Genomic DNA, 25,977 nt, shown 5'->3' on the forward strand with positions numbered 1-25,977 from the left:
AGGGGGATGGCTTTGTTGACTCCCTTTTCCCCATTCCCCTTAGCAGGTGCACCGTCCGTGTTTGCACTTGCAGCTCGGACGGGTTTAGATGACATTTAATAGATGATTGGGAGGGCTTATGAGCTCTGAAAAACGAGGAACGATTGGTTCGTTCGCTCTGCTGGGCATGACGGTCGCCGCCGTGTTCGGTATCAAGAACATCATCAACAACAACGCGGCCATCGGCTTGGCAGCTGCGCCGTCGTTCTTCTTTGCCACGCTTTTGTACTTTGTCCCCTATACCCTGGTTACCGCCGAGTTCGTCGGCCTCAACAAGGACTCCGAGTCTGGCGTGTACGCATGGGTTAAGACCTCGATGGGCGGCCGCTGGGCGTTCCTGACGGCATTTAGCTACTGGTTCGTTAACCTGTTCTTCTTTGCGTCCGTCCTGCCCAACGTCATCATCTACGCGAGCTACGTGTTCTTTGGTGCCAACGCCGAGCTTTCGCAGCTGTGGATCACCATTATCGAGATCGTCGTCTTTGCTATCGCCACGTGGGTTTCGACCAAGGGCGCTAAGTGGATCGGCTCCATTTCCTCCTTCGGTTCGACCGCGGCTCTCGGCCTGACCGCCGTGTTCATCCTGCTGTCCCTGGCTGCTGCCTTTGGCGGCGTTGAGTTCGCTACGGCTCCTACTCCCGCTAACATGGCTCCCGACATGAGCAACTTCGCAACTGCGTGGGGCTTCTTCGGTACGCTTGCCTGGATCATCCAGGGCGTTGGCGGCGCTGAGTCTGTCGGCGTGTTCCTTAACGACCTTAAGGGTGGCGTCAAGGCCTTCGTGCGCACCGTCGTTATCGCCGGCCTGACCATCGGCCTTCTGTATGCAGGCGCTTCGCTGCTGGTTAACCTGTTCATCCCCGAGGGCAGCGTTGCCATCTCCACCGGCATCTTCGACGTATTCGGCGCTGTCTTTGCCCACTTTGGCATTCCCATGGAAGTGTCCACGCGCGTCATTGGCCTGATCCTTCTCGCTGCCACGCTGGGCTCCCTCATGATGTGGACCTCGGCTCCCATCAAGGTTTTCTTCACCGAGATCCCCAAGGGCGTCTTTGGTAGCAAGATCGTCGAGCTCAACGAGCACGGCATTCCTGCCCGCGCTGCCTGGCTGCAGTTCGCCATCGTCGTCCCCATCCTGATCATCCCGGCCCTGGGCTCCGGTAACCTCGACGACCTGCTCATGATCGTCACCAACATGACGGCTGCCACCGCTCTGCTCCCGCCGCTGCTGATCCTGCTTGCCTACTTTATGTTGCGCAAGAACTTCGACGCTGCTCCCCGTGGCTTCCGCATGGGTTCGCGCACCTTTGGCCTGGTCATTGCTGCATTCCTGCTTGTGGTCTTCTGCTTCGTGCTTATCTGCGGCACCATTCCGCTCGATCAGCCTCTGTGGCTGACGCTGGTCTACAACGTCGGCGGCGTGGTTGTCTTCCTGGGCCTTGCCGTGATGTGGTACAACCGCTACATCAACCGCCTGCGCGAAACCGATCCCGAGGCTGCTGAGAACGAGCTTCGCCCCTCCGTCCTCGACATGATGGAGTAGCGGCTAGGATTAATCTACGGCTGTGGAATAAATCGATTCCCTTTCCTAAGGAGGGGCCTTACGAGGCCCCTCCTTTTGTGTTTTGGAGCATGGTTTTGGACCCTGTGGTCAAAAAATACCAAATATGAGTACTGTTGCAAAAGAGGTGTCATATTTTTCGGCCTGCTCTGAGCGAAAATGGGCTCATAATCAATTTATCTAACCCCCTATAGACGCGATTCGATGGCTTCCAAAACATTAAAATCGGCCAAATCGGCCAATTTGCTCTCAATTCTGCTGCTACTAAATTTGTGACAGTACTCATATTTGCCACTTTTTGTCCACGGGGTGTCCGAAAGGGTCCTCGACAAGCATCTAACGCTACAATAACTACCACATGGCTGGGTTTGCCAGCCGAATGTACGATGTCGTGGGAGGGGACATGGTCGAGTTTACAAAGACGATTAATGATCCGTTGGGATTACATGCCCGCCCGGTTGCGCTGCTCTATGACATCATTGCCAAGCATCGTTGCGACGTGTCAGTCAGTATCGGCGATCGCCACACGAATGGCCGCGATGTCATGGGACTCATGGCTCTCTACGGCGAGTGCGGCGAGGACATCATCTTCCGCGTTTCGGGCGTAGACGAGGCTTCCTGCGTTACGTCGATCAGAAATCTCTCACTCTAAGCATGATAGGGCGTGGTAAAGGATGGTCCTTTGCCGTGCCCTTTTGTTTCGTATAGGAAACTTTTTCGAAATCTGAATGGGGACCCTTTCCAAAAAGTTAACCACGTGTTAGTTTACTAAAGCGAACATAGGCGTGGTTAACTTTTACCGCGTCGATGTTGAGGACGAACTGACGTTAGGAGCCACTCATGTCTTGCGGACCGCAGATGCCGGCAATGCCGCTTTCGATGGTAAAAGCGGGCGAAACCGTGCGCGTGTCTCGTGTAAAGGGCAATGAGGATATGAAGCACCACCTCAAGGACCTCGGCTTTGTCGAGGGCAGCGAAATCCACGTGGTGAGCTCGAGTGGCGCCAATATCATCGTCACTGTGCTGGGCGCACGCTTTGGTATCGATTCCAAGGTTGCCATGCACATCATGACCGTCGGTTAGTCTGCAGCATTTCATAAAAACCGAAAGGGGGACAAGAGGATGAAGACGTTGGGTGACGTTAAGGTGGGCGAGAGCTCCACCATCGTCAAGCTTCACGGTGAGGGTGCGCTTCGCCGCCACCTTATGGACCTGGGGCTCATCAAGGGCACTTCGTTCAAGGTCGTGAAGGTTGCACCGCTCGGTGATCCGGTCGAGATCAACGTGCGCGGCTACGAGCTTTCCATCCGCAAGGAGGAGGCGGCCGTCGTCGAGGTCCAATAAGGGCTCGCGGCGTATGTTTCTGCAGATAAAGTTAGGTATTTCTAACTTAATGCAGCATTTTTGAAGCACATTATCCAGCCCGTGCGGAGAAAGCAGCGCGGGCACACAAGGAAGAAGGATTGAATGGCGGATTCTCAGATCCATGTCGCGCTGGCGGGTAACCCCAACTGCGGCAAGACCACGCTTTTCAACCTGATCACCGGCGCCAACGGCTACGTTGGCAACTGGCCCGGCGTCACGGTTGAGAAAAAGGAGGCCAAGCTCCTAAGCGACAAGAACGTTACCATCACGGACCTCCCTGGCATCTACTCGCTTTCCCCCTACAGCCCCGAGGAGCAATGCTCGCGCGATTACCTCATGAGTGGCGAGTCCGATGTTGTCGTCCAGGTTGTCGACGCCACCAACCTCGAGCGCAACCTGTATCTGGCGCTTCAGGTTATCGAGACCGGCCTGCCCGTGGTCGTTGCCCTCAACATGGCCGACCTGGTCGAGAAGAACGGCGACAAGATCGACACGGACAAGCTCTCCAAGAAGCTCGGCTGCCCGGTCATGATGATCTCGGCCCTTAAGAACAAGGGTATTAAGGAGTTGTTCGAGCAGGTCAAGAAGTCCGCTGCTTCCAAGGGCCAGGTGCCGGAGCACAAGTTCGACTCCTCCATCGAGGACGTTCTGGACCACATCGAGAACAACCTTCCGGCGAGCGTTCCCGCCAACAAGCGCCGCTATTACGCCGTCAAGCTGTTCGAGCGCGACGCGGACGCCTGCAAGCTCATCAACCTCACCAAGGAGAAGGCCGCTCGCGTGGAGCAGCTGGTCGCCCAGTGCGAGCAGGACTGCGACGACGACGCCGAGTCCATCATCACCGGCGAGCGTTACGGCGTGATTGCCCACATCATTGACGAGTGCCTCACCAAGGCTCCGGCAAAGATGAGCACCTCCGAGAAGATCGACCGCGTGGTTACCAACCGTATCCTGGGCCTGCCGATCTTTGTGGTCATCATGTTCTGCGTGTACTACATCGCCGTTTCTACCTTGGGCGGCACGGTGACCGACTTCACCAACGACCAGCTCTTCGGTACCGACGGTTGGTATGTGCTCGGCCAGGGTCGCGACGCCTACGACGCGGCCGTCGAGGCTGCGGGTGACAATGCCGACTCGGTCGACCCGGCACAGTACGGCCCCTATGTCCCGGGTATCACCACCGTGGTGCACGACGCCCTTGTGGCGGGTGGCACCGAGGACGGCGGCCTGGTCGATTCGCTCGTCTGTGACGGTATCGTCGGCGGCCTGGGCGCCATCTTCGGCTTCGTCCCGCAGATGTTCCTGCTGTTCGTCATGCTGTCCTTCCTGGAGGACTGCGGCTATATGGCCCGCGTCGCCTTCATCATGGACCGCGTGTTCCGCCGCTTTGGCCTGTCCGGTAAGTCCTTTATCCCCATGCTCGTGTCCTCGGGCTGCGGCGTCCCCGGCGTCATGGCCACCAAGACCATCGAGAACGAGAAGGACCGCCGCATGACGGTCATGACCACCACGTTCATTCCCTGTGGCGCCAAGCTGCCGATCATCGCCCTGCTCATGGGCTCCATCATCGGCGATTCTTCCACCACCGCCGCGTGGATCAGCCCGCTCTTCTACTTCTTGGGCGTCTTTGCCGTCATCGCCTCGGGCCTCATGCTCAAGAAGACCAAGCTCTTCGCCGGTCGCCCGACGCCGTTTGTTATGGAGCTTCCTGCCTACCACTTCCCGGCGATCCGCTCTTGGGCGCTGCACGTGTGGGAGCGCTGCTGGGCCTTTATCAAGAAGGCCGGCACGGTCATCTTCGCGTCCACCGTCGTGGTTTGGTTCCTCTCCAACTTTGGTAGCTACAACGGTTCCTTTGGTTTCCTGCCTGCGATGGACGGCATCCCCGAGGAGTTCATGGACTACTCCGTGCTCGCCATGCTGGGCAACCTGGTCGCTTGGATCTTCGCCCCGCTCGGCTTTAGCACCTGGCAGGCCACCGCGCTGACTGTCTCTGGCCTCGTCGCCAAGGAGAACGTCGTCGCCACCGCCGGCTCGCTGCTGTCCGTCGCCGACGCGGGCGAGACCGACCCGAGCCTGTGGACCGCGTTTGCCGGCATGTTCCCCACCATGGGCGCCTGCGTTGCCTTCGGCGCGTTCAACCTGCTGTGCGCTCCGTGCTTTGCCGCTATGGGTACCATCCGCAACCAGATGGATTCCGGCAAGTGGACCGCGATTGCCCTCGGCTACGAGTGCGCCTTCGCTTGGGTGATCGGCCTGTTCATCAACCAGTTCTATAACCTGCTTGTCCTTGGGCAGTTTGGCTTCTGGACGGTTGTGGCTATCGTGCTGCTGGTCGCGATGCTCTTCCAGATTTTCCGTCCTATGCCCAAGCACGCTTGGACCGACGAGGACGAGACCAACACTGCTTCCGCTGCAGTTTCCGCCTAAGTCCGAATAAGGATCAACCCCTTTCCACGAGCCCGGGTGTCTCAGTGACACTCGGGCTTTTTGACGCAATGGGGGACAGATTGCTTTGCTCCAGAAGTAAGATGTGGCGTTTCCGCAGATAAAACCGACCAAAATAAACCTGTCCCTATTTGGTAGGTGGAGAATGGGGTAAAGTAAGTGCTGGTTAACTAGAGGAGGCTTGCTATGGCACCTATCGATATTGTTGTACTGGCTGTTATCGGCGTTGCGTTTGTCGCCGTGTGCGTGCGCATCTACCGCAAGGGCACCTGCGCCGACTGCGCTCAGGGTGGCGTTTGCACGGGGCATTGCTCCAACAAAAAGACGTGCGCTGCACTTAAGGGCGTAGACAAAATCGCCGAAGACTTGGGTCGCGGTATCAAATAAGGTCCGGACATCCAAGCGCTCCGCGGGCATCCGTTCGCGGGGCGCTTTGTGCATTTGAGGGAGAGTACGGCGAGTCGAAGAGTATTTTTGGGGTATCGTTAAATCAGTTGCGGTGGAATACGGACTGTTTTGGCTGTCAAAGGCCTTATCTACTCCGTATTCCACCGCAACTTTTTTTGGGATGGGCTAGAGACGCTGCATGCGGTACCCGACACCCATGTGCGTCTGAATCATCTTGGGGTGAGAGGGGTCTGCCTCGATCTTCTTGCGCAGGGTGCGCATGAACACGCGCAGGCTCGCCAGATCGCTGTCCCAGCTCGTGCCCCATATCTCGCGGGTGATGAAGGTGTGGGTGAGCACCTTGTCGACGTTTTTCGCTAGAAGGACGAGCAATTTGTACTCGGTTGGGGTAAGCGAGAGCTCGCGTCCGTCTTTCGTCGCGTATCCCGCGGCGTAGTCGATATGCAGCGGACCGTTGTCGAACGTGCTCGCTTCTGTCGACTCGCTTGACGCCATCGAGGAGCGCCTCAAATTCGCACGGACGCGCGCGAGCAACTCATCCACAGAAAAGGGCTTGGTGAGGTAGTCGTCTGCCCCTGCGTCAAGTGCTGCAATCTTGTCGGAATCTTCGGTGCGCGCCGAAATGACGATAATGGGGACTGCCGACCAGCTTCGGATTTTCGTGATGACCTCGATACCGTCAATGTCGGGAAGGCCGAGATCGAGCATGATGAGGCTGGGGCCGTGCGACACCGCATCCATGATGGCGGCCTGGCCGTCGCAAACCTTGCTCACGACATAGCCGTGGAGGTCAAGCGCGGTCGAAACGAGGTTTTGAACGGTCAGGTCATCTTCGACCAGGAGAATGCGTGGCTTAGCGGCATTATTCATGAATCTCGATCTCCTCGGCAGGCAGGGTAAAACGGAAGACGGCCCCATGGGGGTGGTTGTCGCGAACTTCGATGACGCCGCCATGCGCCTCCACGATGGAGCGGCAGAGCGACAGCCCAAGGCCGATGCTTCGACGCGAATCCACGGGCCGCGTATTGCTTGAGGTGAAGAAGCGCTCAAAGATATGAGGCTTGTCGCAGTCTGCTACACCCGGCCCATCGTCTGCGACGTCCACCACGATGAACTCACCCTCGCGACGTGCGCTAATGGTGACAGTCGAGTCCTCGGGCGTGTATTTGAAGGCGTTCATGATGAGATTCGTAAGCACCTGCATGATGAGATGGACGTCGATGCGTACCAGCAGGATGTTGTCAGTATGCTCGATGGTGACGGCACGTCCATGCGATGCTTGGGCGACATGGCTGAGAGCGGCCTCGATGACCTCGTCGATGAGCTCGGATGTTAAGTTGAGGCGAATGGTGCCGTCCTCGACGCGTGTGATGGCGAGGAGGTTCTCCACGGTATCGATAAGCCAGAGGGAGTCGTCGTAGATGGCATCGGCAAGATCGCAGCGTTGTTCGAGGCTGAGCTTCTCGTCGCTCTTCCGAAGGATTGCCGCAGATCCGGATATAGCCGTGAGGGGTGTCCTCAAATCGTGGCCGATGGAGCGCAAAAGGTTGGCGCGCAGCTGCTCGTTTTTCGCCAAAACCGCAGCCTCTTCGCGCTCTTGCGCCGCCCGGTCGCTTTCGAGCGCCAAGGCGCATTCGCCTACGATAGATAGGACGATCGAATGCTCGAAGGCTTCGATCTCGCGCCCCTCCAGGGCGATGCCGATGACACCGAATACCTTGTCGCCGGTGCGAACCGCGAGGTAGAGACAGCGCGCCTCAGGCAGGGTCCGCGTGCTTGCGCCCGCGCGCTTGTTGTTGGTGTAGGTCCAGGTTGCAACGGCGCGCTCGTAGTCGGTGAGCAGCGACGCGGATCGGTTTTCGGTGCCAGCGGACTCATAGAGCGCCTTGTCGAGCGTGCCGTGTTCGGCGGGGTAGAAGACCACGTCGAGTTTTAGCAGTTTGACGAGTTGGTTCATGGCGACGCGGGCGCACTCCTCCGCGCTATGGGCTTGCTGCAAGAGCTGGTTCGTTTCGAGGAGTACGCGCGTTTTGAATGCGTTCTCGGCGGATGTACGGGCGTTGTCGGCGATGCGCGCAGTTAACTCGCCAGCGACCATAGCGGTAGCGAACATGATGCCGAACGTGACCAGATAGCTTCGGTCGTAGCTGGCGAGCGAAAACAGAGGCGTGACGAAGCAGAAGTTGTAAAGCACTACAGAGAGCACGCTCGATACGATCGTGCAGATACGCCCCGTCGTGGTGACGGCGGTCAGCAGGGCCGTGAGGATATAGAGGGATATGATGCTGGAATCGGCAAATCCCAGATGGCGGAAAGCCGTGCCGATCGCCGTGGCGGCAAGAGAGAGGGCCAGCGTGCGAAGCACGTTTCGGCTGCTGGGCGGCTGCAGGGCGAGCGCATGGCGGCGTCCTTTGGGTCGGGAGGGCGGAGTCGACTGTTCTGGAATGATGTAAATGTCGAGGTTCGGGGCGAATGTTATGAGCTGTTCTACGAGAGATTTGCGGCCGAAGAGGGCCTGACGGACGCTGCTGCGCTCGCCCGTGCGCCCCATGACGATCTTCGAAATACCCGACAGGCGCGCGAACTCGGAGATCTGAAACGCGATGTCGTCGCCATAGACGGTTTCCATATGTGCTCCGAGCTGCTCGGCTAGGGCGATATTGGCTGTAAGCTTGGCGCGCTCATCATCGCTCATGGCTTGCGTGCGCGGGCTCTCTACGAACAGGGCGACGAGCTCGCTGCGAAACGCTTTCGCCATGCGTGCGGCGGCACGGACGATGCGGGGATTGGTCGGCGCCGGGGAGACACAGACTAAGATACGCTCCCTGGTGTAGTAGTCACGGTTTCCCAGCACGCGTGCGGCGTCCGTGAGGTGGCCGGTGCGATCGGCGCAGCGGCGCAGCGCGATTTCTCGGAGTGCGGTGAGGTTTTCGACGGTAAAAAAATGCTGTTGCGCTCGGTCGGCTTGTGCGGGACGGTAGACGAGGCCGGCGCGAAGGCGCTCAAGTAGGTCTTCGGGCTCTATGTCGACGAGCTCGACCTGGTCGGCATCATCGAAGATACGGTCGGGGATTCGTTCGCTCACGACAACGCCGGTGATGGATGCAACCATGTCGTTTAGGCTCTCGATATGCTGAACGTTCACGGTCGTATAGACGTCGATGCCCGCATGTAGAAGTTCCTCGACGTCTTGATAGCGTTTGTCGTGGCGAGACCCCGGCGCATTCGTATGGGCGAGCTCGTCGACAAGGATGAGCTGAGGGGCGCGTTCGATAGCCGCATCTAGATCGAACTCGCCGAGCGTAATGCCGTTGTGCTCGATGAGTTTACAGGGCACGTTCTCAAGCCCTTGTGCAAGATGGGCAGTTGCCGGACGTTCGTGCGGCTCGATGTATCCCGCGACGACGTCGACACCCCGCCGCTTGGCGGCGTGGGCGGCTTGAAGCATCGCATAGGTTTTGCCTGCGCCAGCAGCGTAGCCAAAGAAAATCTTGAGGTGTCCCCGGCTGGTTCGAGCGTCATCGGCGACCTCGCCTTTCTCAATTGCCTTGAGGATGAGGTCTGGATTGACGCGAGTGTCCGATGCGACGCGCTGCATAGCGTAGCCTTTCTGAAGCGTTGTCCATGCGTGCATACGCGGCGAGGACGCCACTGTATGCTCGCGAGGTCGAGTATAGGCGCACTGCAGCCGCAATAGTGCTTTCTACCTGCATCTTTACGGCATCTTAAGGTCGTGAGCCCCGGCCCTCACGCCTCTTTAATCCCTAGAAGCGTTTACTGTCCCCAGACGCTTGCGAGGGTAGGCGTCCGAGACATCGGACCGCGCGTGAAAGGGGCGGTAAATGGACATCCTCATTCCCATCATCGGAGTCGTCTGCATTGGACTTCTTATCTATTACATCTACATTCTGATGAGGAGTGATTCGTAAACTATGGACGCTGCGATTCAGTACATCTTGTACTTTGCCGTGCTCATCGTCCTGGCCGTTCCGCTCGGTCGGTTCATGGCCCATATCATGGATGGTGAGCATACGTTCCTGTCGCCTGTGATTGCTCCTGTGGAGCGTGGCGTCTATCGTCTGCTTCGCATCGACGCGGCAGAGCAGATGGGGTGTAGGCGCTATCTGGCGAGCGTGCTGGTCTTTTCGGGGATCGGCCTCGTGGTTCTTGTGGCACTCCAGACGCTTCAGTCCTTCTTGCCGGGCAATCCCCAGCACCTGCCGGGTGTGTCATGGGACCTGTCGTTCAATACGGCTGCTTCCTTCATAACCAACACCAACTGGCAGTCCTACTCCGGTGAGACCACCCTGTCCTACCTTGTGCAGTTCATGGGCCTCACCGTGCAGAACTTCGTTTCCGCTGGCACCGGTATCGCGGTCATGTTCGCGCTGATCCGCGGCTTCCGTCAGGTCAAGGAGCAGGGTTTGGGTTCCTTCTGGGCCGACCTCACCCGCACCGTCCTGTATGTGCTCATTCCACTGAACCTCGTGTTCGGCATCTGCCTGGCTGCCGGTGGCGTCATCTCCAACTTCCAGCCGGCTCAGAAGGCTGAGCTCGTAGAGCCCGTCGCTGTCCAGCCTAATGCAGACGGCGGCTGGAGCGTCATCGACGGCGCCCAGATCGAGGGCGACACGGTCAAGGTCGACGGCAAGGTTGTCGAGGGTGCGCGCGTGGTTACCGAGCAGTTCCTGCCCCAGGGTCCCGCGGCTCCTCAGGTCGCCATCAAGCAGTCCGGCACCAACGGCGGCGGCTTCTTCGGCGTGAACTCCGCCCATCCGTATGAGAACCCCAGTGCCTTCACCAACATCATCGAGATGACCAGCCTGCTGCTGGTCCCGGCCGCCTGCTGCTTCACCTTCGGTATCGGCGTCAAGAACACCAAGCAGGGCAAGGCCATCTTCGCGGCGATGCTTATCCTGCTGGTGGTCTTCACCGGCATCATTGCCGTCAACGAGCATGCGGGCACCCCGCAGCTGGCCGATGGCGGAGCGGTCAATATCGAGATGACCGACGGCCAGGCCGGCGGCAACATGGAGGGCAAGGAGAGCCGCTTTGGCATCGCCTCCTCTTCCACCTGGTCCGCTTTCACGACGGCTGCTTCCAACGGCTCGGTCAACTCCATGCACGACTCCTACACCCCGCTCGGCGGGTTTGTCCAGATGCTCCAGATAGCGCTGGGCGAGGTCGTCTTCGGCGGCGTGGGCTGCGGCCTGTACGGCATGATCGGCTTCGCCATCCTCACAGTGTTCATCGCCGGCCTCATGGTCGGACGCACGCCTGAGTTCCTGGGCAAGAAGATCGAGCCGGGCGAGATGCGCTGGGCAGTTGTCCTGTGCTTGGCAACTCCGTTTGCCATTCTGGTGTGCTCGGCCATCGCCTGCATGGTGCCCGGTCTTGCCGACCAGCTCAACAATGGTGGCGCGCACGGCTTCTCCGAGGCGCTGTATGCCTTCACCTCATGCGGCGGCAACAACGGCTCGGCGTTTGCAGGCATGAACTGCAACATTCCCTGGATCAACGTCATGCTCGGCCTCGAGATGCTGTTCGCCCGCTTCATGCCTATCATCGGTACGCTGGCTATCGCCGGCTCGCTGGCCAAGAAGGGCAAGGTCGCCGAGAGCGCCGGTACCCTGTCTACCACTAACGGCATGTTCGTATTCCTGCTCGTGTTCATCGTTCTGCTGATCGGTGCCCTGAGCTTCTTCCCGGCCCTGGCGCTTGGCCCCGTTGCCGAGTTCTTCCAGATGATTGCGTAAAGGAGGGCGCAGATTTATGACTATGCAAAAAGACATGATGGGCCGCGCGGTCCGCGACTCGTTTGCCAAGCTGGATCCTCGCGTCCAGATTCAAAACCCGGTCATGTTCCTGGTGTGGCTTTCCGCCGTCATGACCTCCGTCCTGGCCGTCGCTTCCATTTTCGGCGTGCAGGACGCGGGTGTGCCCACCTACTATGTGGTCGCCATCGCGGTCATCCTGTGGCTTACCGACCTGTTCTCGAACTTCGCCGAGGCGCTTGCCGAGGGCCGCGGTAAAGCCCAGGCCGATTCCCTGCGTGCGGCCAAGAAGGATGTCGAGGCCCATCGCATCGAGTCCGTTGAGGACAAGGAGCACTTCACCGTCGTTCCCGGCACCGAGCTCACGCGCGGCGACCTGGTGATCGTACGCGCCGGCGAGCAGATTCCCGGCGACGGCGACGTCATCGAGGGCGCTGCTTCCGTTGACGAGTCCGCCATCACCGGCGAGTCCGCCCCCGTGGTCCGCGAGGCCGGCGGCGACCGCTCTGCCGTTACCGGCGGTACCACGGTGCTGTCCGACTGGATCATCGTCAAGATCTCCAGTGAGCCCGGCCAGAGCTTCCTGGACAAGATGATCGCGATGGTCGAGGGTGCCGCGCGCAAGAAGACCCCTAACGAGATCGCTCTGGAGATCTTCCTGGTGGCCCTCTCCATCGTCTTTATCCTGGTCACGCTGGCCCTGTATTGTTACTCCTGCTTCTCGGTCGGTCTTAACGACATGGACAACCCCACGGCCGTGACCACGCTCGTGGCGCTGCTCGTGTGCCTGGCTCCTACTACCATCGGCGCCCTTCTTTCCGCCATCGGCATCGCCGGCATGAGCCGTCTGAACGAGGCCAACGTGCTGGCCATGTCCGGCCGCGCCATCGAGGCCGCCGGCGACGTCGACATCCTCATGCTCGACAAGACCGGCACCATCACCCTGGGTAACCGCCAAGCCGCCGAGTTCATCCCGGTCGACGGCATCGATCCCGCGGAGCTGGCCGATGCCGCCCAGCTTTCCTCGCTGGCCGACGAGACCCCCGAAGGCCGTTCCATCGTCGTGCTCGCCAAGGAGCAGTTCGGTCTGCGCGGCCGCACACTCGAGGATAAGGGTATGGAGTTCATCCCCTTCACCGCGGCGACCCGCATGTCCGGTGTGAACTACGAGGGCAATGAGATTCGCAAGGGCGCTGCCGATTCCGTGCGCACCTATGTGGAGGCAGCCGGCGGCGTGTTCTCCCAGGAGTGCGACGAGGCCGTCGAGCGCATCGCCAAGGCCGGCGGCACCCCGCTGGTCGTGACCAAGAACTGCCGCGTGCTGGGCGTTGTGTACCTCAAGGACATCATCAAGTCCGGCGTTAAGGAGAAGTTCGCCGACCTGCGCAAGATGGGCATCAAGACCATCATGGTGACGGGCGACAACCCACTCACCGCCGCGGCAATCGCCGCCGAGGCCGGCGTTGACGACTTCCTGGCCGAGGCCACCCCTGAGGGCAAGCTCGAGAAGATCCGCGAGTTCCAGCGTGAGGGCCACCTGGTCGCCATGACCGGCGACGGCACCAACGACGCGCCGGCGCTGGCGCAGGCGGATGTCGCCGTGGCCATGAACACGGGCACCCAGGCTGCCAAGGAGGCCGGCAACATGGTCGACCTCGACTCCAGCCCCACCAAGCTCATCGAGGTCGTGCGTATCGGCAAGCAGCTGCTCATGACCCGCGGTTCGCTTACGACCTTCTCGGTCGCCAACGACATGGCGAAGTACTTCGCTATCATCCCGGCCCTGTTCTCGCCGATCTACCCGGGCCTTGGCGCACTCAACATCCTCGGTCTGGCAAGCCCGCTGTCCGCGGTTCTTTCGGCCATCATCTATAACGCGCTCGTTATCGTCGCGCTGATCCCGGCCGCGCTGAAGGGCGTTAAGTACCGCGAGGTCCCGTCCGGACAGCTGCTGACCCACAACCTGCTCGTGTGGGGTCTGGGCGGCATCGTTGCCCCGTTCGTATTCATCAAGCTCATCGACATGCTGCTCGCGTTCTGCGGCATTATGTAAGTGGAGGTTTGTATGTTCAAAGGTGTTGCATCGCGCGCACTGGGCGTGTTCGCGCTGTTTACCGTTGTCTGCGGCCTGGGCTATACGCTTGTCGTGACCGGCATTGCCCAGGTTGCGTTCCCGTATCAGGCGAACGGTTCGCTCATTACGGTCGACGGCAAGGTTGTGGGTTCCGAGCTCATCGGCCAGAACTTCGAGGATGAGGATCACATGTGGGGCCGCATCCAGAACGTGTCAATTTTCGAAGGCGAAGATGGCGAGCTCATGGCGTATGGTGCCCCATCCAACCTGTCCCCGGCGAGTGAGGAGTATCGGCAGCTTGTGGATGCGCGCGTGAAGAAGATCCGCGCCGCCAACCCCGATGCCGATATGGACGCTGTGCCCGTCGACCTGGTGACGTGTTCCGGCTCAGGGCTCGACCCCGAGATCTCTCCCGATGCCGCCGAGTACCAGGTCCCGCGCCTCGCCAAGGCCACGGGCAAAAGTGAGGACGAGGTGCGCGACATCATTGCCGCGTGCACCAAGGGCCGTTTCCTCGGCGTGTTCGGCGAGCCCACGGTCAACGTGCTCAAGGTGAACCTTATGCTGGACGGCGCGCTGTAGGTGAGGGAGTGGCGGATGAGGGCATGACTGACTATCTGAGCCCTCAAGTCCACCCCGCCCATCAGTTGCGGTGAAATACGGACTGTTTTGGCTGTCAAAGGCCTTATCTACTCCGTATTCCACCGCAACTTTTTTGTGAGGGTCGGGATTGAAGGTGGGGAGTGCGAGCGAGTGCGAATGCGGCGGATACTGATACGATAAGTACGTTAGCAACTGCCGCCGAGCGGCTCAAACGAAAGGAAGCCTGTATGGAGTCCTCCGCCTATCCGATGCTCTTTAGCCCGATCAAGGTCGGTACGACCGAGGTCAAGAACCGCGTCTTTATGCCGCCGGTGTCCACCAACCTGGCCGATCATGGCTATGTGACCGATGACTTGGTCGTTCATTACCGTGCCCGTGCCAAGGGCGGTGTTGGCCTCATCATTACCGAGGTCGTGACGGTCGAGCCCACCTATACCTATCTGCCGGGTGACATGTGCTGCTACGACGACACGTTTATCCCCGGCTGGGAAAAGCTCGCCGCCGCCGTGCATGAGTATGGCTGCAAGATCATGCCGCAGCTCTTTCACCCCGCCTACATGGCCTTTAACATTCCGGGCACGCCGCGCCTGATCGCTCCGTCCTTCGTGGGACCGTCCTATGCCCGTGAGGCACCGCGTCCTATCACGGTCGATGAGATTCACGAGCTCACGCATCAGTTTGGCGACGCTGCCGTGCGTATGCAGAAGGCCGGTGTCGATGGCGTCGAGGTCCATGCGGCGCACGCCCACGGCATGCTCGGCGGTTTTTTGACTCCGCTCTACAACAAGCGCACCGATGAGTACGGCGGCTCGCTCGACGCCCGCATGCGCTTTTTGCTCGAGGTCATCGCCGAGATTCGCGAGCGCTGCGGCAAGGACTTTATCATCGACGTCCGTATCTCGGGCGACGAGTACACCGATGGCGGCCTGACCCTCAACGACATGATCTATGTCTCGCGTCGCTTGGAGAAGGCCGGCGTCGACATGATTCACGTCTCGGGCGGTACCACCATCAAGCGCGGTTCCGCAATTCCCGCCGCCGGTACTCAGCAGGCCTCGCATGCCGCCTGCTCGCGCGAGATCAAAAAGCACGTCAACATTCCCGTCGCCACCGTCGGACGTATCAACGAGGCCTGGATCGCCGAGGAGCTGATCGAGGACGGCGCTGCCGACATCTGCATGATGGGCCGCGCCAATCTGTGCGATGCCGAGTTCTGCAATAAGGCCGCTGCCGGCAACGCCGACGATATTCGCCCCTGCATTGGCTGCCTGCGCTGCCTGAACGGCATTATGTTCGGCAAGCGCATCTCTTGCACCGTTAATCCGGACGTGGAGCGCGACGAAGCTGGCTACGAGCCTGCCGCCGAGGCCAAGAACGTGCTCGTTGTGGGTGCTGGTCCTGCGGGCATGGAGGCAGCCTACATTGCCGCCAAGCGCGGCCACAACGTGGTGCTCGTGGATAAGCAGGATGAGCCGGGCGGCGAGATGCGCATCGCAGCCGTTCCGCCGGCAAAGCAGGAGCTCACCCGCGTGATCAAGTATCAGTACCGTCGCCTGGCCGAGGCCGGCGTGAAGTGCGTATTTGGCACCGAGCTTACTGCCGAGGACATTCAGCGTGACTACGCGGGTTACGAGGTTGTCCTGGCTTATGGCGCCGAGCCTATCGCTCCGGCCTTTATGCAGGGCTTTAAGCAGGTTATGACGGCTGATGACCTGCTTGGTGGCAAGGCTTTCCCGGGCAAGAAGATCGTCATCGTCGGCGGCGGCACCGTCGGTTGCGAGACGGCCGACTACCTGGCCCCGCTGGTCAACGACCTGTCGCCGGCCAACCGCGACGTCACCGTCATCGAGATGACCAAGACGCTCGCCGCCAACGAGGGCGGCGCCGGTCGCGCGGTGCTCATCACGCGCATGCTCTCCAAGGGCGTTCACGTGCTGACCGAGGCCAAGGTGACCGAGATTACCGAGGATGCCATCAGCTACGAAAAGGACGGCGAGATCCACACCATCGCCGATGCCGATACGCTGGTACTTGCCATGGGCTATCGTCCCAATACCAAGTTGGCCGACGACCTTGCTGCAGCCGGCGTTACCACCCACGTGTTGGGCGATGCCAACAAGTGCGGCAACATCCGCGACGCCATCGGCGATGGCTACAAGGTTGCTTGCGAGCTCTAGTCAACCCCTTTGCACCAATCGATTGCAAAAAGCGGCGGCTGCCCTGTGTGTTGGGCAGCCGCCGCCTGCGTTTTGCCAAAGAAAGATAATTGTCGGGCCCTAAATGCCTTTTGCTTCTGCTCCCTCCGCAATCATGTTGCGGTTATACACCAGGTGCAGATACATCGCGTCGTGCACGGCGGTGGGATTGCGTGAGGCGATGGCGTCGGCCACATCGCGGTGCGTGCGGATAGTTTCCTCGACGAGCTTTTTGCCGGTCACGTCGATAAAGAGGGGGACGGATGCCTTGAACACGCCCATCAGGCGGGGAACGACGAGGTTTCCGGAGCTCTCGGCAATGGCATTGTGGAACGCGGTGTCGGCGGCGGAGTAATCCTCACCGGCCTCGGCCAGGCGCTCGGATTCGTCGCAGAGCTCTTTGATACAGACGACCTGGTCGTTGGCTGCGTGCTCGGCCGCCATGCGTGCTATCTGCGGCGGTGCCACGGCCCTCTCGCACGTCAACGATGCCGGTTTTTGGATGTGCTTCTCGTTCCTGGAGATTGACGAGAAGACCACCCTCAAGTCCTGGACCGTTATGGAGACTCTCATCGGCCTTTCGGGTCTTGCCTGCGCCCTGGTGATTTCGTTCTTCGCCTAGTTCGCGTGGCTAAGCATCTTTTGCCGAGCGCATCGCTCGGTACCCATTTACACCTGATTCATTAACCAACGATTGGTACAACCGTTCAAATCAAAAGAGGAGAGCATCATGGACGAGAAGACCAAGGCACAGATTCAGCAGGAGGCAGCCGACCTGGTTGCCAAGCTGCAGCCGCGTTCCGGCAAGTTCCGCACCATCAGCCCCGAGATGGACCCGCTGCGTCTGGGCTCTGGCTGGTCCATCGAGGATCTGGACAAGCCGCAGGTCATTATCGAGTCGACGTTCGGCGACTCGCATCCGGGTTCTGCCGGCCTGTTTGAGTTGGTCGAGGAGGTCCGTGCCGGCGTTGCCGAGGCTGGCGGTCATGGTGCCCGTTACTTCTGCACCGATATCTGCGACGGCGAGGCCCAGGGCCACGACGGCATCAACTACTCGCTGCCCAGTCGCGACATGATCGCCAACATGATCGAGATTCATGCCAAGGCCACCCCGTTCGACGCCGGCGTCTTTGTTGCCAGCTGCGATAAGGGCCTGCCTGCGAACCTTATGGCCATGGGCCGCATCAACATCCCCTCCATCGTCGTTACCGGCGGTGTCATGGATGCCGGTCCCGATCTGTTGACCCTGGAGCAGCTCGGCGCCATCTCGGCCCGCTATGAGCGCGGCGAGATTTCCCGCGAGGAGCTCGAGTTTGCCAAGCACAACGCATGCCCCAGCTGCGGCGCCTGCTCCTTTATGGGCACCGCCTCGACCATGCAGGTTACCGCCGAGGCCCTGGGCCTTATGCTCCCCGGTACCGCCCTGCTGCCCGCAACTAGCTCCGACCTGCGCGAGTTTGCCCGCGAGGCCGGCCGTCAGTCCGTGTGGCTCTCCGAGCACAACCTGTGCCCGCGCGACATCGTGACCAAGGAGTCCTTCGAGAACCTCATCATGGTCCACGGCGCCATCTCCGGTTCCACCAACTCGCTGCTGCACATCCCCGCGATTGCCCGCGAGTTTGGCATCGAGATGTCCGCCGACGATTTCGATCGCCTGCACCGTGGCGCCCACTACCTGCTCAACGTTCGCCCCGCAGGCGAGTGGCCGGCGCAGTTCTTCTACTATGCAGGCGGCGTGCCGCGCATTATGGAGGAGATCAAGTCGATGCTCCACCTCGACGTTATGACCGTCACCGGCAAGACTCTCGGCGAGAACCTCGAGGACCTCAAGAACAACGGTTACTACGAGAAGTGCGGTCGTTACCTTGAGAAGTGGAATCTCAAGCGCGAGGACATCATCCGTCCGTTTGACCAGGCCTTCGGCACCGACGGTTCCATCGCCATCCTCCACGGCAATCTTGCTCCCGAGGGCGCGGTCGTCAAGCACACCGTCGTTCCGCGCGAGATGTTCCAGGCTACGCTCAAGGCCCGTCCGTTCGACTGCGAGGAGGACGCCATTCACGCCGTCCTGACGCACGAGGTCAAGCCCGGCGATGCCGTTATCATTCGCTATGAGGGCCCCAAGGGTTCCGGAATGCCCGAGATGTTCTACACCACCGAAGCTATCGTCAGCGATCCCGAGCTGGGTGCGAGCATTGCCCTTATCACCGATGGCCGCTTCTCCGGCGCCTCCAAGGGCCCGGCTATCGGTCACGTTTCGCCCGAGGCTGCCGTGGGCGGCCCGATTGCCCTGATCGAGGAGGGCGACCTTATCCAGATCAACATCCCCGAGCGCTCGCTGTCCATCGTGGGCATCGCCGGCAAGGAGATGGAGCCGGCCGAGATCGATGCCGTCCTGGCCGAGCGCCGAGCCGCTTGGAAGCCCAAGGCTAATCGCTATACCTCCGGCACGCTCAAGTTCTTTACCGAGCATGCAGTTTCCGCCATTCAGGGTGGCTACATGGAGTAGCGCCCATGCGCATCAAATATCTCCTCTCATAGATGTGCGGCACAAAGAGCCCCGAGCCACGTCACCGGGGCGCGTTGTTCAGCGCCGCCGGGGCGCTCCACTCAAACGACAAGAGACGTCTTACGCAAGCGCCCGCGTCCGTGGATAAAACCACGGGCGTGGGCGCTTCACTTTATTCCCAGCCGCTTTATTCCCAGCCCTTCCACACGTCAGGCTCGTAGCCAACGGTTGCCTGGCGGCCGTTGCGAACGATGGGCTCACGAAGAATCTGCTGGTTATCGAGCACCTTTTCGAACTTCTGGTCGGCAGCAAGATACTGTACGAGCGCAACCGTGTCGGCATCTTTCGCCTTTGGATCGATCACAGCGTCGATCCCGCCGACGGCGCGCGCCACGCTTTCGAGCTCGCCTTTGCTCATCCCCTTTTCCTTCAAGTCGATGAACTGGAACTTCACACGACGTTCCTTGAAATAGCGCTGCGCCTTCTTAGTATCGAAGCTTTTCTTCGTGCCGAATATCTGGATGTTCATACGTACCGCCTTCGCTCAATTCTCGTCCGTCCATGATGCGACAAGGGAGCCGAGCAAAAACAGAGCAGGCGGAGATGGAGGAGGACGGCGACCGACCGTCGGCAAGAGTCGGCCGGATCGGACTGGCGCCCAGCGCGCGCCGGCGACACGCTCGCAGCTGCACACATAGCCGATGTACAAGCTCGCCGCGGCGTTCCCTCGCCCCGCGGTGTGGCGATAGAGAAGCACGCCACCCGTCAACGATGGCGCCTCGGTGAAGAAAATCAACGTCTGGGTTACATCCCTTGAAAGGGGCGAAGACGGCTGCTAGAATACCTCCCCGCTATGAAGGATTTGACCAAAGCATACATCGCAATTCGGCGGCCCCTGGTATACGGGGCCTCTCCTGTTGTTCCCCAAGTGCGCTCTGAGCAGCCGCTTTCTTCCTGTCGTATCTGATGCACGCATAGCACGTGCATGTTATTTCGCCCGTGGGCCGGCGCGCCTTCGGCGAAGAATCGAATAGATACGAAGGAAGCTTATGTCTGATAATTGTACGGTCGCGCCCGCCAATGGGCGCATTACCGGTACCCAGATCCGCATCGTCGCGGTCGTCGTCCTGGGTGCCTTCTTGGCGCTACTGAACCAAACGGTGATGTCGCCTGCGCTGCCGGTCATCATGTCCGATTTCGCCATCGATGCCTCGACTGCCCAGTGGATCATGTCCATATACCCGCTGGTGAGCGGCATCATGGTCCCCGTTTCGGCGTTCCTTATCGACAAGTTCAGCACCCGCGCGCTATTCTTCGGGGCGACGCTGGTGTTCGCGCTGGGCACGCTGCTGTGCGCCGCAGCCCCTGATTTCCTGTTCCTCATCATCGGTCGCGTGTTGCAAGCGGCGGGCTCAGGCGTGCTCATGCCGCTTGTCTCGGTGGTTCCCATGCTGGTATTCCCCGTCGAGAAACGAGGAACGGCTATGGGCATGGCGGGCATCGTCATGTCGGCGGGTCCCGCGGTCGGCCCCGTCGTAGGCGGCGCGGTGATCGACACGTACGGCTGGCGCACCATGATCGGCGCCATCGTCCCCCTCGCAATTCTCGTGCTGGTGCTGGGCGTGTTCATGCTGAAAAACGTGGGCGAGCTGAAGAACCCCAAGCTCGACCTGCCCTCGGTCGTCCTCTCCACCATCGCCTTCGGCGGACTTCTCTACGGGTTCTCGAGCGCCTCGTCGATGGGTTGGGGCAACCCCGTGGTGCTCGGCTCGATCGTCGCGGGTGTCGTGTGCTTGGTGCTGTTCGTCGTACGCCAGGGCAAAATCGAGGACCCGCTGCTTCAACTGGGCACGCTCAAGACGCGCGAGTTCCGCGTGGCCGCCATCATCGTCACGCTCATCAACGCCGCTTGCCTGGTCACCAACACGCTGTTGCCGTTGCTGCTGCAAACCTCGCTTGGCGCTTCGGCCTTCGAAACCGGCATGGCCATGCTTCCCGCCGCGGCGGTGGGCATCATCATCAGCCCTATCTCCGGCGTGGTGTTCGACAAGTTCGGTCCGCGTGCCATCTCGATCGTCGGCCTGGCCCTCATGACCGGCGCCCTGTTCCTGCTCTCGCTTTCGACGGTAAACACGCCCATCTTGGTGGTTGCGCTGTTCTGCATGCTGCAGTCCGCCGGCCAGTCGCTCGCGAACATGCCGGTGAACACATGGGGTGTCAATGCCTTGAAAAATGACATGATCGCCCACGGCAACGCCATCGCGAACACCGGCCGCCAGGTCGCCGGCGGTTTGTGCACGGCGCTCATCATCACGGTCATGACAAGCGTCACCGCGTCGGCCGGCGTCGATGCGAGCATCCAAGTAGCCACCGCCGTGGGCGCGGGCGTCGCTTACAAGGTGTGCGCGGCAATCGGCCTCGTTTCCCTTATCTGCGCCATATTCAGCGTGCGCACCAAGAAAACCGCACCGAAAACGAAGGAGGCATAAGCGATGTCCGAGATTCTGTCCGAGCGCATCCCGCTCGAGCTCGAGGGGACGCCCGTTTCGAGCATCATGATTGAAGAGCCGTTCACCTGCACGCAGGATTGCACGATTTCCGACGTGGTGCGCATGCTCGCCGAAAACGAGGTGAGCAGCATGCCCGTAATCGATGAGCGCAACCAGGTGGTCGGGTTCATCTCCGACGGCGATGTCATGGGAGCCATCGCGCAGCATCGCGCTCACACCATCTTCACGGGCGGCGACGCGTCCATGCTGTACTTCGACGATCAGAGCCTTGAGCAGCGCATCGAAGACCTGAAGGATCGCTGCGTCATGGATTTCGCGACGCGCCAGGTAGTGTGTGCCCGTCCCGAGCAGAGCATCGCCCGCGTCGCCGCGCTGCTGGCGAAGAAGAAGTTCAAGAAGCTTCCTGTGGTTGATGACGAGGGCAAACTCGTGGGGGTCATCCGCCGCTCCGCCATCACCAAATACATCTTCGGCATCCTTTTCCAATAGGGGCAGGTCGCACTTGAGGCGAACATCTCGAGGCATCGAGCCAGCAACTGGACCAGACAACCTTGACACGCACGCGCTTTCCCTCGATGCTTCGGTAAGGGGAGCTGCGAAAATCGCAGCACGGGTGATCGGCGCCGCGCCCCCGAAGGCAAAAGCGAACACGGGAGCGATACGATGGGAAAAGTCCTGGACGAAGATTTGGTTTATGAGATTCTCTCCGTCGTGGCAGAGATTCCGGCGGGATGCGTCGCCTCGTACGGTCAGATAGCGCGCCTCATCGGCAGGGAGAAAAACTCTCGCCTGGTCGGAGCGGTGCTGAGCGAGGCGGACCGCTACGGCGATTATCCCTGCCACCGCGTCGTCAACCACGCGGGACGCCTCGCGCCAAACTTCCCCGACCAGCGAGCACTACTGACGGAGGAAGGAGTCGCCTTCCGAGACAACGGCTGCGTCGACATGAAAAAGCACCAGTGGAACGAGTAGCCAGGCAGCGTAGCGTCGAAAGGAGCGACGCCACGGGGAACGACCTGCGCCCCGCCGCCGGACAACCTATGGCAAAGTGACACGTCCCACAAAGAGCGGCGCACCAGTACGAGACACGACCGCGACGTAAAAAGACCCTATGATACTCGTAAGCATCTATCTGATTGCCCGCCTCGAGGTACCCAAAGAACGAGAGATGCCGAAACCCCTAGACAAAGAAAAAGGTCGGGAGCTTGTATGCTTCCGACCTGAAGTTTCATGGTCGCGGGGGGCGGATTTGAACCACCGACCTTCGGGTTATGAGGTCGCTACGACGTTGTTTCATTCAGACATTTCGACCCAAATTGAAGTCAATATAACTCCAGGTCATTTGATGTTTTCATAGATTTACGAAAGAAAAGTACGCGGAATAATTCGACCCAAATTCGACCCACAACGAGCTTGAAAGCGGTCAGGCGGAGCATTACCCTTGGGGTGTGACCCCACGCAGGGCCCACCACCAAGGGTAATGCCCACCCGCCCCAGCCCTTTGTGCCATTCCGCGCAACCGAGCGCGATTCTCAGGCACTTCAGGCAAGGAACACGATGAACGACCGACCTCTCGTCATAGGCAAAGGAACGAAGCAACGCCGCGACAAATACACGTGGCGCTACCGTCACAGCCTCGGCAAGGATCCGGTCACGGGCAAATACCGCTATTCGCCGTGGCAGACCATACATACCACCAAAAGCCGAGAGGTCGACGCCGCACTCGAAGCCTACAAGGCAGAACTCAACAGCGGCACCTACGTCCAAAAATCGAGGGACACCGTCGGCTCGTACGCAAAAAAGTTCCACGACAACCGCGAAGGAACCATCACGCCGCTCGCCTACTCGACATCCTACTCAATCGAGAACCGGACGCGCACATCACATGCGTGATGCTCATGCTCGACACCGACATGAGAAGGGCAGAAGCCCTCGGGATGACGTGGTCCGATGTCTCCGTCGAGAACAGAAGCATCCTCATTGAGCAGCAGTTCGCGGCCGATCGAAGCGTTCGCTCGCCCAAAAGCAAGAAAAGCGTGCGGAGGATCTCGATAAGCGAGACGCTGACGTCGTATCTCGAATTCTGGAAAAAGGAGCAGGCCCGCGAAATGGAAGCCTTCGGCCTGGAACAAGTCAAAGGCACTCCGCTCGTCCACTCATTCGAACGAACGAAAGACAGGCATCCCCAAGTCAACTTCATGGACCTGAATGGGTTTTCGCGCTGGTTCAGAAACTTCAGCGTCGAGAACGGGTTCGGCAAGTTCGAAGGCGTTCGAACATACCATTATGTGAAGGAAACTGTCGACGGGGAAACGATTTCGAAGCGTTATGAGCATAAAGAGTGGCTCGAATTGAGGGATTACCTCAGGAAGCATCCCAAGGTTCGCGAGGCGAGGCATATCAGCACATATGAGAGCGAGCACCTTCCTTACGGATATTCGTGCCTATCGAGCCACACCGCTACTGCCGCTACTGCCCGCTACTGCCCGCCAGCTTCCGAACCAGCGGGCGGTAGCAGCACCCCGAACATCTCGCCGAGAGCGCAGAGAGTCGTCGACCTGGCGGCCAAGGCCGACATCGAGGACGTGATGCTGTGCGACCTGCCCGGCGTCCTGTCCTTCCTAGGGCTGCCACCTGAGGCGGAGATGCCGCCGGGCAACAAGGGGAAGACGAAGCTCAAGAAGCTCTACAGGAAGGTGGCGCCGAACAAGGCATACCACTCCGGCGAGCGCGCCAAGGATTTGATCTCGCACCTCGACATGGCAGAGATCAGGGCATCGGCGCCCGTCCAAGAATTGGGATGCAGTTCAATACGAGCTCGGGGCTCTTTTCGTCTAGATTGGGGACGCATGGCCGGACGAAAACAATTTGCGTCTGGTAATAAGCGTACGAAAGCGCAATTTACGTCTTAATTCCGTACGCAAATCAAGACGAAAATCGTTTATGTCTGCTTTAATCCGTACGAAAACGGTTTTCGTCTTGCAGGGCAGTTGTCGTTTCTACAGTTCAGCTTCCAGTTCGGCTTTGTGCTCGTAGAGGTAGTCGCGCATGTAGGGGATGGCAAATGAGACCTTGCCGTACGAAGGAGCCTCGATAATCGATTCTCTTAACAGGCGGCTGCGGACGGAACTCACCTGTTGAGGCGTTTTGTTTAGGGCGTCGGCAACCATGCTGGTCGAGCTTGTCTGCCCCAAAGACGCCATGCTCAGCAGATAAGCGATGCACGTGGGCGGAATGCGCTGCAGCGCGGGCTCAATCACCATGGCGCAGAAGCGTTCGCGTGCCGTTGCAATGCCGCGCTCGGCTTCTTCTTCTCCAATAATCGCTGTATGTGCGCGTCTTGCCAACTGCCATGCGTAGTATCCAACGAGTTGGATCATGAAAGGATAGCCTTGCGTTGCCTCGGCAAGTTGGCCGGCAATACCTGGCTGCAACTCCATACCAGACGCTTCAATGGTTTCCTCGAGGGAGTACGACACTTCGGTTACTGCCACAGCCTTCAGATCAAAGGGGAGGGCACGGCGCAAAAACGTAAGTGTCTTTCCGTTGATGATGCTTTCAATCATCGAAGGCAGCCCAGCAAAAACAAAGGCGATATCAAGGTCTTCGCCGATAACCTGCTGAATCGCAATGGAGAGCGTTCGGACCTCTTCGAGCTCTGCGTCTTGGACCTCATCGAGGGTGATGAGCAGACCATTGCCGTTCTTTGATATTGCCTGCCTCATGGCGTCACGCAGCGATGGGCCGATTCGCTCAATGTCTATGCTGCCGATGGATATGCCAGCTACGCTTGGCTCAAATCTGGCGTGTTTGGCCTGGAATTTGGGCTGCAGCTGCTCGAGAATGCGCTGACAAAGTCCTTCGGTTGCGACTTCTTTTATGACCGTCCAGCCATGGCTTTGCGCCAAACGTGAGCACTCGTCAAGGAGGACCGTCTTGCCCGTTCCGCGGACGCCGGCTATGCGCATAAGGCGTCCCGGGGCGCCAGGCCCGTTGACGAGGCCTTCATTGAATTCCTCGAGGACATCTTCGCGGCCGATAATCGTGGGAGGTGTTTTGCCTGCTGTGGGCTTAAAAGGGTTTGTTTGCATGCGAGCCACCTTTGCTCAAGATATAGCAAGATATAGCAAAGTATAGCAAAGTATAGCAAGATATAGCAAAGTATAGTGAGATATAGCAACGTATAGCGCTGTTCGCGGGTTCTTGCGGCGGTGCTATTTTCCGAATGCCGCGCGGATAAAGCGCTGGGCGAATAGCTTGTTGGCAACTCACGAGGGCTCGGGGTGCCAATTTGGGATGGAGTAGTGCTGTGCCACGAATAGGGCCTATCTACTACGTTTAAGCCGCAGAGGTCAACCATAGCCGGCTATTTTGAAAATCGATAAGCTCTTTACCAGCACTGATAATTGTCCTTGGGGGAAGCGGGCACTGCGGGGCGCGGCAACGGCGCGCGATTTCCGCGTCGCAGCGCTACCCTGATGCTGAATGCCG

At 59.6% G+C, this 25,977-nt stretch carries 22 protein-coding genes; 17 read left to right on the forward strand and 5 right to left on the reverse strand.

Annotated elements, in window-relative coordinates; all coding sequences use genetic code 11:
• Positions 1-118 precede the first annotated feature (118 nt).
• The 6 genes from I1969_RS07095 to I1969_RS07120 all read left to right on the forward strand — a co-directional run bounded on the left by I1969_RS07095 (position 119) and on the right by I1969_RS07120 (position 5,800).
• Positions 119-1,582, forward strand: a complete 1,464-nt coding sequence (locus I1969_RS07095) for an amino acid permease (RefSeq protein ID WP_195234169.1) — start codon at positions 119-121, stop codon at positions 1,580-1,582.
• 421 nt (positions 1,583-2,003) lie between these two features.
• Positions 2,004-2,252 carry an HPr family phosphocarrier protein gene (locus I1969_RS07100; RefSeq protein ID WP_195234170.1) on the forward strand — a complete coding sequence of 83 codons (249 nt, stop codon included), beginning with the start codon at positions 2,004-2,006 and terminating at the stop codon, positions 2,250-2,252.
• 188 nt (positions 2,253-2,440) lie between these two features.
• Positions 2,441-2,683 carry a FeoA family protein gene (locus tag I1969_RS07105; protein ID WP_040358815.1) on the forward strand — a complete coding sequence of 81 codons (243 nt, stop codon included), beginning with the start codon at positions 2,441-2,443 and terminating at the stop codon, positions 2,681-2,683.
• A 39-nt stretch (positions 2,684-2,722) separates the two neighbouring features.
• Positions 2,723-2,944: a FeoA family protein gene (locus I1969_RS07110; RefSeq protein WP_006234774.1), complete on the forward strand. Its 222-nt coding sequence runs from the start codon at positions 2,723-2,725 to the stop codon at positions 2,942-2,944.
• A gap of 123 nt (positions 2,945-3,067) precedes the next feature.
• Positions 3,068-5,395, forward strand: a complete 2,328-nt coding sequence (gene feoB / locus I1969_RS07115; RefSeq protein ID WP_195234171.1) for a ferrous iron transporter B — start codon at positions 3,068-3,070, stop codon at positions 5,393-5,395.
• Positions 5,396-5,599: 204 nt separating this feature from the next.
• Positions 5,600-5,800 carry a hypothetical protein gene (locus I1969_RS07120; protein WP_006234772.1) on the forward strand — a complete coding sequence of 67 codons (201 nt, stop codon included), beginning with the start codon at positions 5,600-5,602 and terminating at the stop codon, positions 5,798-5,800.
• Positions 5,801-5,986: 186 nt separating this feature from the next.
• On the opposite strand, the gene I1969_RS07125 is transcribed toward I1969_RS07120, so the two are convergent.
• Positions 5,987-6,691: a response regulator gene (locus tag I1969_RS07125; protein WP_117647985.1), complete on the reverse strand. Its 705-nt coding sequence runs from the start codon at positions 6,689-6,691 to the stop codon at positions 5,987-5,989.
• Positions 6,684-9,419, reverse strand: a complete 2,736-nt coding sequence (locus I1969_RS07130) for a sensor histidine kinase (RefSeq protein ID WP_195234172.1) — start codon at positions 9,417-9,419, stop codon at positions 6,684-6,686. The genes I1969_RS07125 and I1969_RS07130 overlap by 8 nt, the downstream gene beginning before the upstream one ends.
• A gap of 334 nt (positions 9,420-9,753) precedes the next feature.
• Between I1969_RS07130 and kdpA the strand changes: the two genes are divergently transcribed.
• The 4 genes from kdpA (at position 9,754) to I1969_RS07150 (ending at position 16,449) form a co-directional block, all read left to right on the forward strand.
• The gene (gene kdpA / locus I1969_RS07135; protein ID WP_195234173.1) at positions 9,754-11,577 is read left to right on the forward strand and encodes a potassium-transporting ATPase subunit KdpA; all 1,824 of its coding nucleotides are present in this window, start codon (positions 9,754-9,756) and stop codon (positions 11,575-11,577) included.
• 16 nt (positions 11,578-11,593) lie between these two features.
• Entirely contained in the window at positions 11,594-13,648 is a 2,055-nt protein-coding gene (gene kdpB, locus I1969_RS07140) for a potassium-transporting ATPase subunit KdpB (protein WP_195234174.1), read from the forward strand.
• Between the two features lie 12 nt (positions 13,649-13,660).
• Entirely contained in the window at positions 13,661-14,251 is a 591-nt protein-coding gene (gene kdpC / locus I1969_RS07145) for a potassium-transporting ATPase subunit KdpC (protein WP_161115485.1), read from the forward strand.
• A gap of 248 nt (positions 14,252-14,499) precedes the next feature.
• A complete protein-coding gene (locus I1969_RS07150) occupies positions 14,500-16,449 on the forward strand; it encodes an NAD(P)/FAD-dependent oxidoreductase (RefSeq protein ID WP_195234175.1) in 1,950 nt (649 codons plus the stop codon).
• A gap of 99 nt (positions 16,450-16,548) precedes the next feature.
• Here the strand turns inward: I1969_RS07150 and I1969_RS07155 are convergent, their stop codons facing one another.
• Positions 16,549-16,911: a FadR/GntR family transcriptional regulator gene (locus tag I1969_RS07155; protein WP_229028316.1), complete on the reverse strand. Its 363-nt coding sequence runs from the start codon at positions 16,909-16,911 to the stop codon at positions 16,549-16,551.
• On the opposite strand from I1969_RS07155, the gene I1969_RS07160 reads away from it, so the two are divergent.
• Together I1969_RS07160 and ilvD are read left to right on the forward strand one after the other, a co-directional pair.
• Positions 16,889-17,089, forward strand: a complete 201-nt coding sequence (locus I1969_RS07160) for a GntT/GntP/DsdX family permease (RefSeq protein WP_324248652.1) — start codon at positions 16,889-16,891, stop codon at positions 17,087-17,089. The genes I1969_RS07155 and I1969_RS07160 overlap by 23 nt on opposite strands.
• 108 nt (positions 17,090-17,197) lie before the next feature.
• A complete protein-coding gene (gene ilvD, locus I1969_RS07165) occupies positions 17,198-18,976 on the forward strand; it encodes a dihydroxy-acid dehydratase (RefSeq protein ID WP_229028317.1) in 1,779 nt (592 codons plus the stop codon).
• A 187-nt stretch (positions 18,977-19,163) separates the two neighbouring features.
• Here ilvD and I1969_RS07170 read toward each other — a convergent pair whose 3' ends face one another.
• Positions 19,164-19,505 carry an arsenate reductase family protein gene (locus I1969_RS07170; RefSeq protein ID WP_006234747.1) on the reverse strand — a complete coding sequence of 114 codons (342 nt, stop codon included), beginning with the start codon at positions 19,503-19,505 and terminating at the stop codon, positions 19,164-19,166.
• A gap of 520 nt (positions 19,506-20,025) precedes the next feature.
• Between I1969_RS07170 and I1969_RS07175 the strand changes: the two genes are divergently transcribed.
• The 5 genes from I1969_RS07175 to I1969_RS07190 all read left to right on the forward strand — a co-directional run bounded on the left by I1969_RS07175 (position 20,026) and on the right by I1969_RS07190 (position 24,398).
• The gene (locus I1969_RS07175; protein ID WP_035136865.1) at positions 20,026-21,465 is read left to right on the forward strand and encodes an MDR family MFS transporter; all 1,440 of its coding nucleotides are present in this window, start codon (positions 20,026-20,028) and stop codon (positions 21,463-21,465) included.
• Between the two features lie 3 nt (positions 21,466-21,468).
• Positions 21,469-21,975, forward strand: a complete 507-nt coding sequence (locus tag I1969_RS07180) for a CBS domain-containing protein (protein WP_006234745.1) — start codon at positions 21,469-21,471, stop codon at positions 21,973-21,975.
• Positions 21,976-22,149: 174 nt separating this feature from the next.
• Positions 22,150-22,458 (forward strand): MGMT family protein, encoded by a 309-nt coding sequence (locus tag I1969_RS07185; RefSeq protein ID WP_006234744.1) that lies wholly within the window; start codon positions 22,150-22,152, stop codon positions 22,456-22,458.
• Positions 22,459-23,043: 585 nt separating this feature from the next.
• On the forward strand, positions 23,044-23,379 hold the full coding sequence (locus I1969_RS11075; protein WP_006234743.1) for a hypothetical protein: 336 nt from the start codon (positions 23,044-23,046) through the stop codon (positions 23,377-23,379).
• Positions 23,380-23,384: 5 nt separating this feature from the next.
• A complete protein-coding gene (locus I1969_RS07190; RefSeq protein WP_229028318.1) occupies positions 23,385-24,398 on the forward strand; it encodes a site-specific integrase in 1,014 nt (337 codons plus the stop codon).
• An 87-nt stretch (positions 24,399-24,485) separates the two neighbouring features.
• Here the strand turns inward: I1969_RS07190 and I1969_RS07195 are convergent, their stop codons facing one another.
• Positions 24,486-25,577, reverse strand: coding sequence for an ATP-binding protein (locus tag I1969_RS07195; protein ID WP_195234177.1), 1,092 nt, complete (start codon positions 25,575-25,577; stop codon positions 24,486-24,488).
• Positions 25,578-25,977: the final 400 nt, after the last annotated feature.

The organism is Collinsella aerofaciens, from assembly GCF_015548375.1.
Lineage (GTDB): Bacteria > Actinomycetota > Coriobacteriia > Coriobacteriales > Coriobacteriaceae > Collinsella > Collinsella aerofaciens_AB.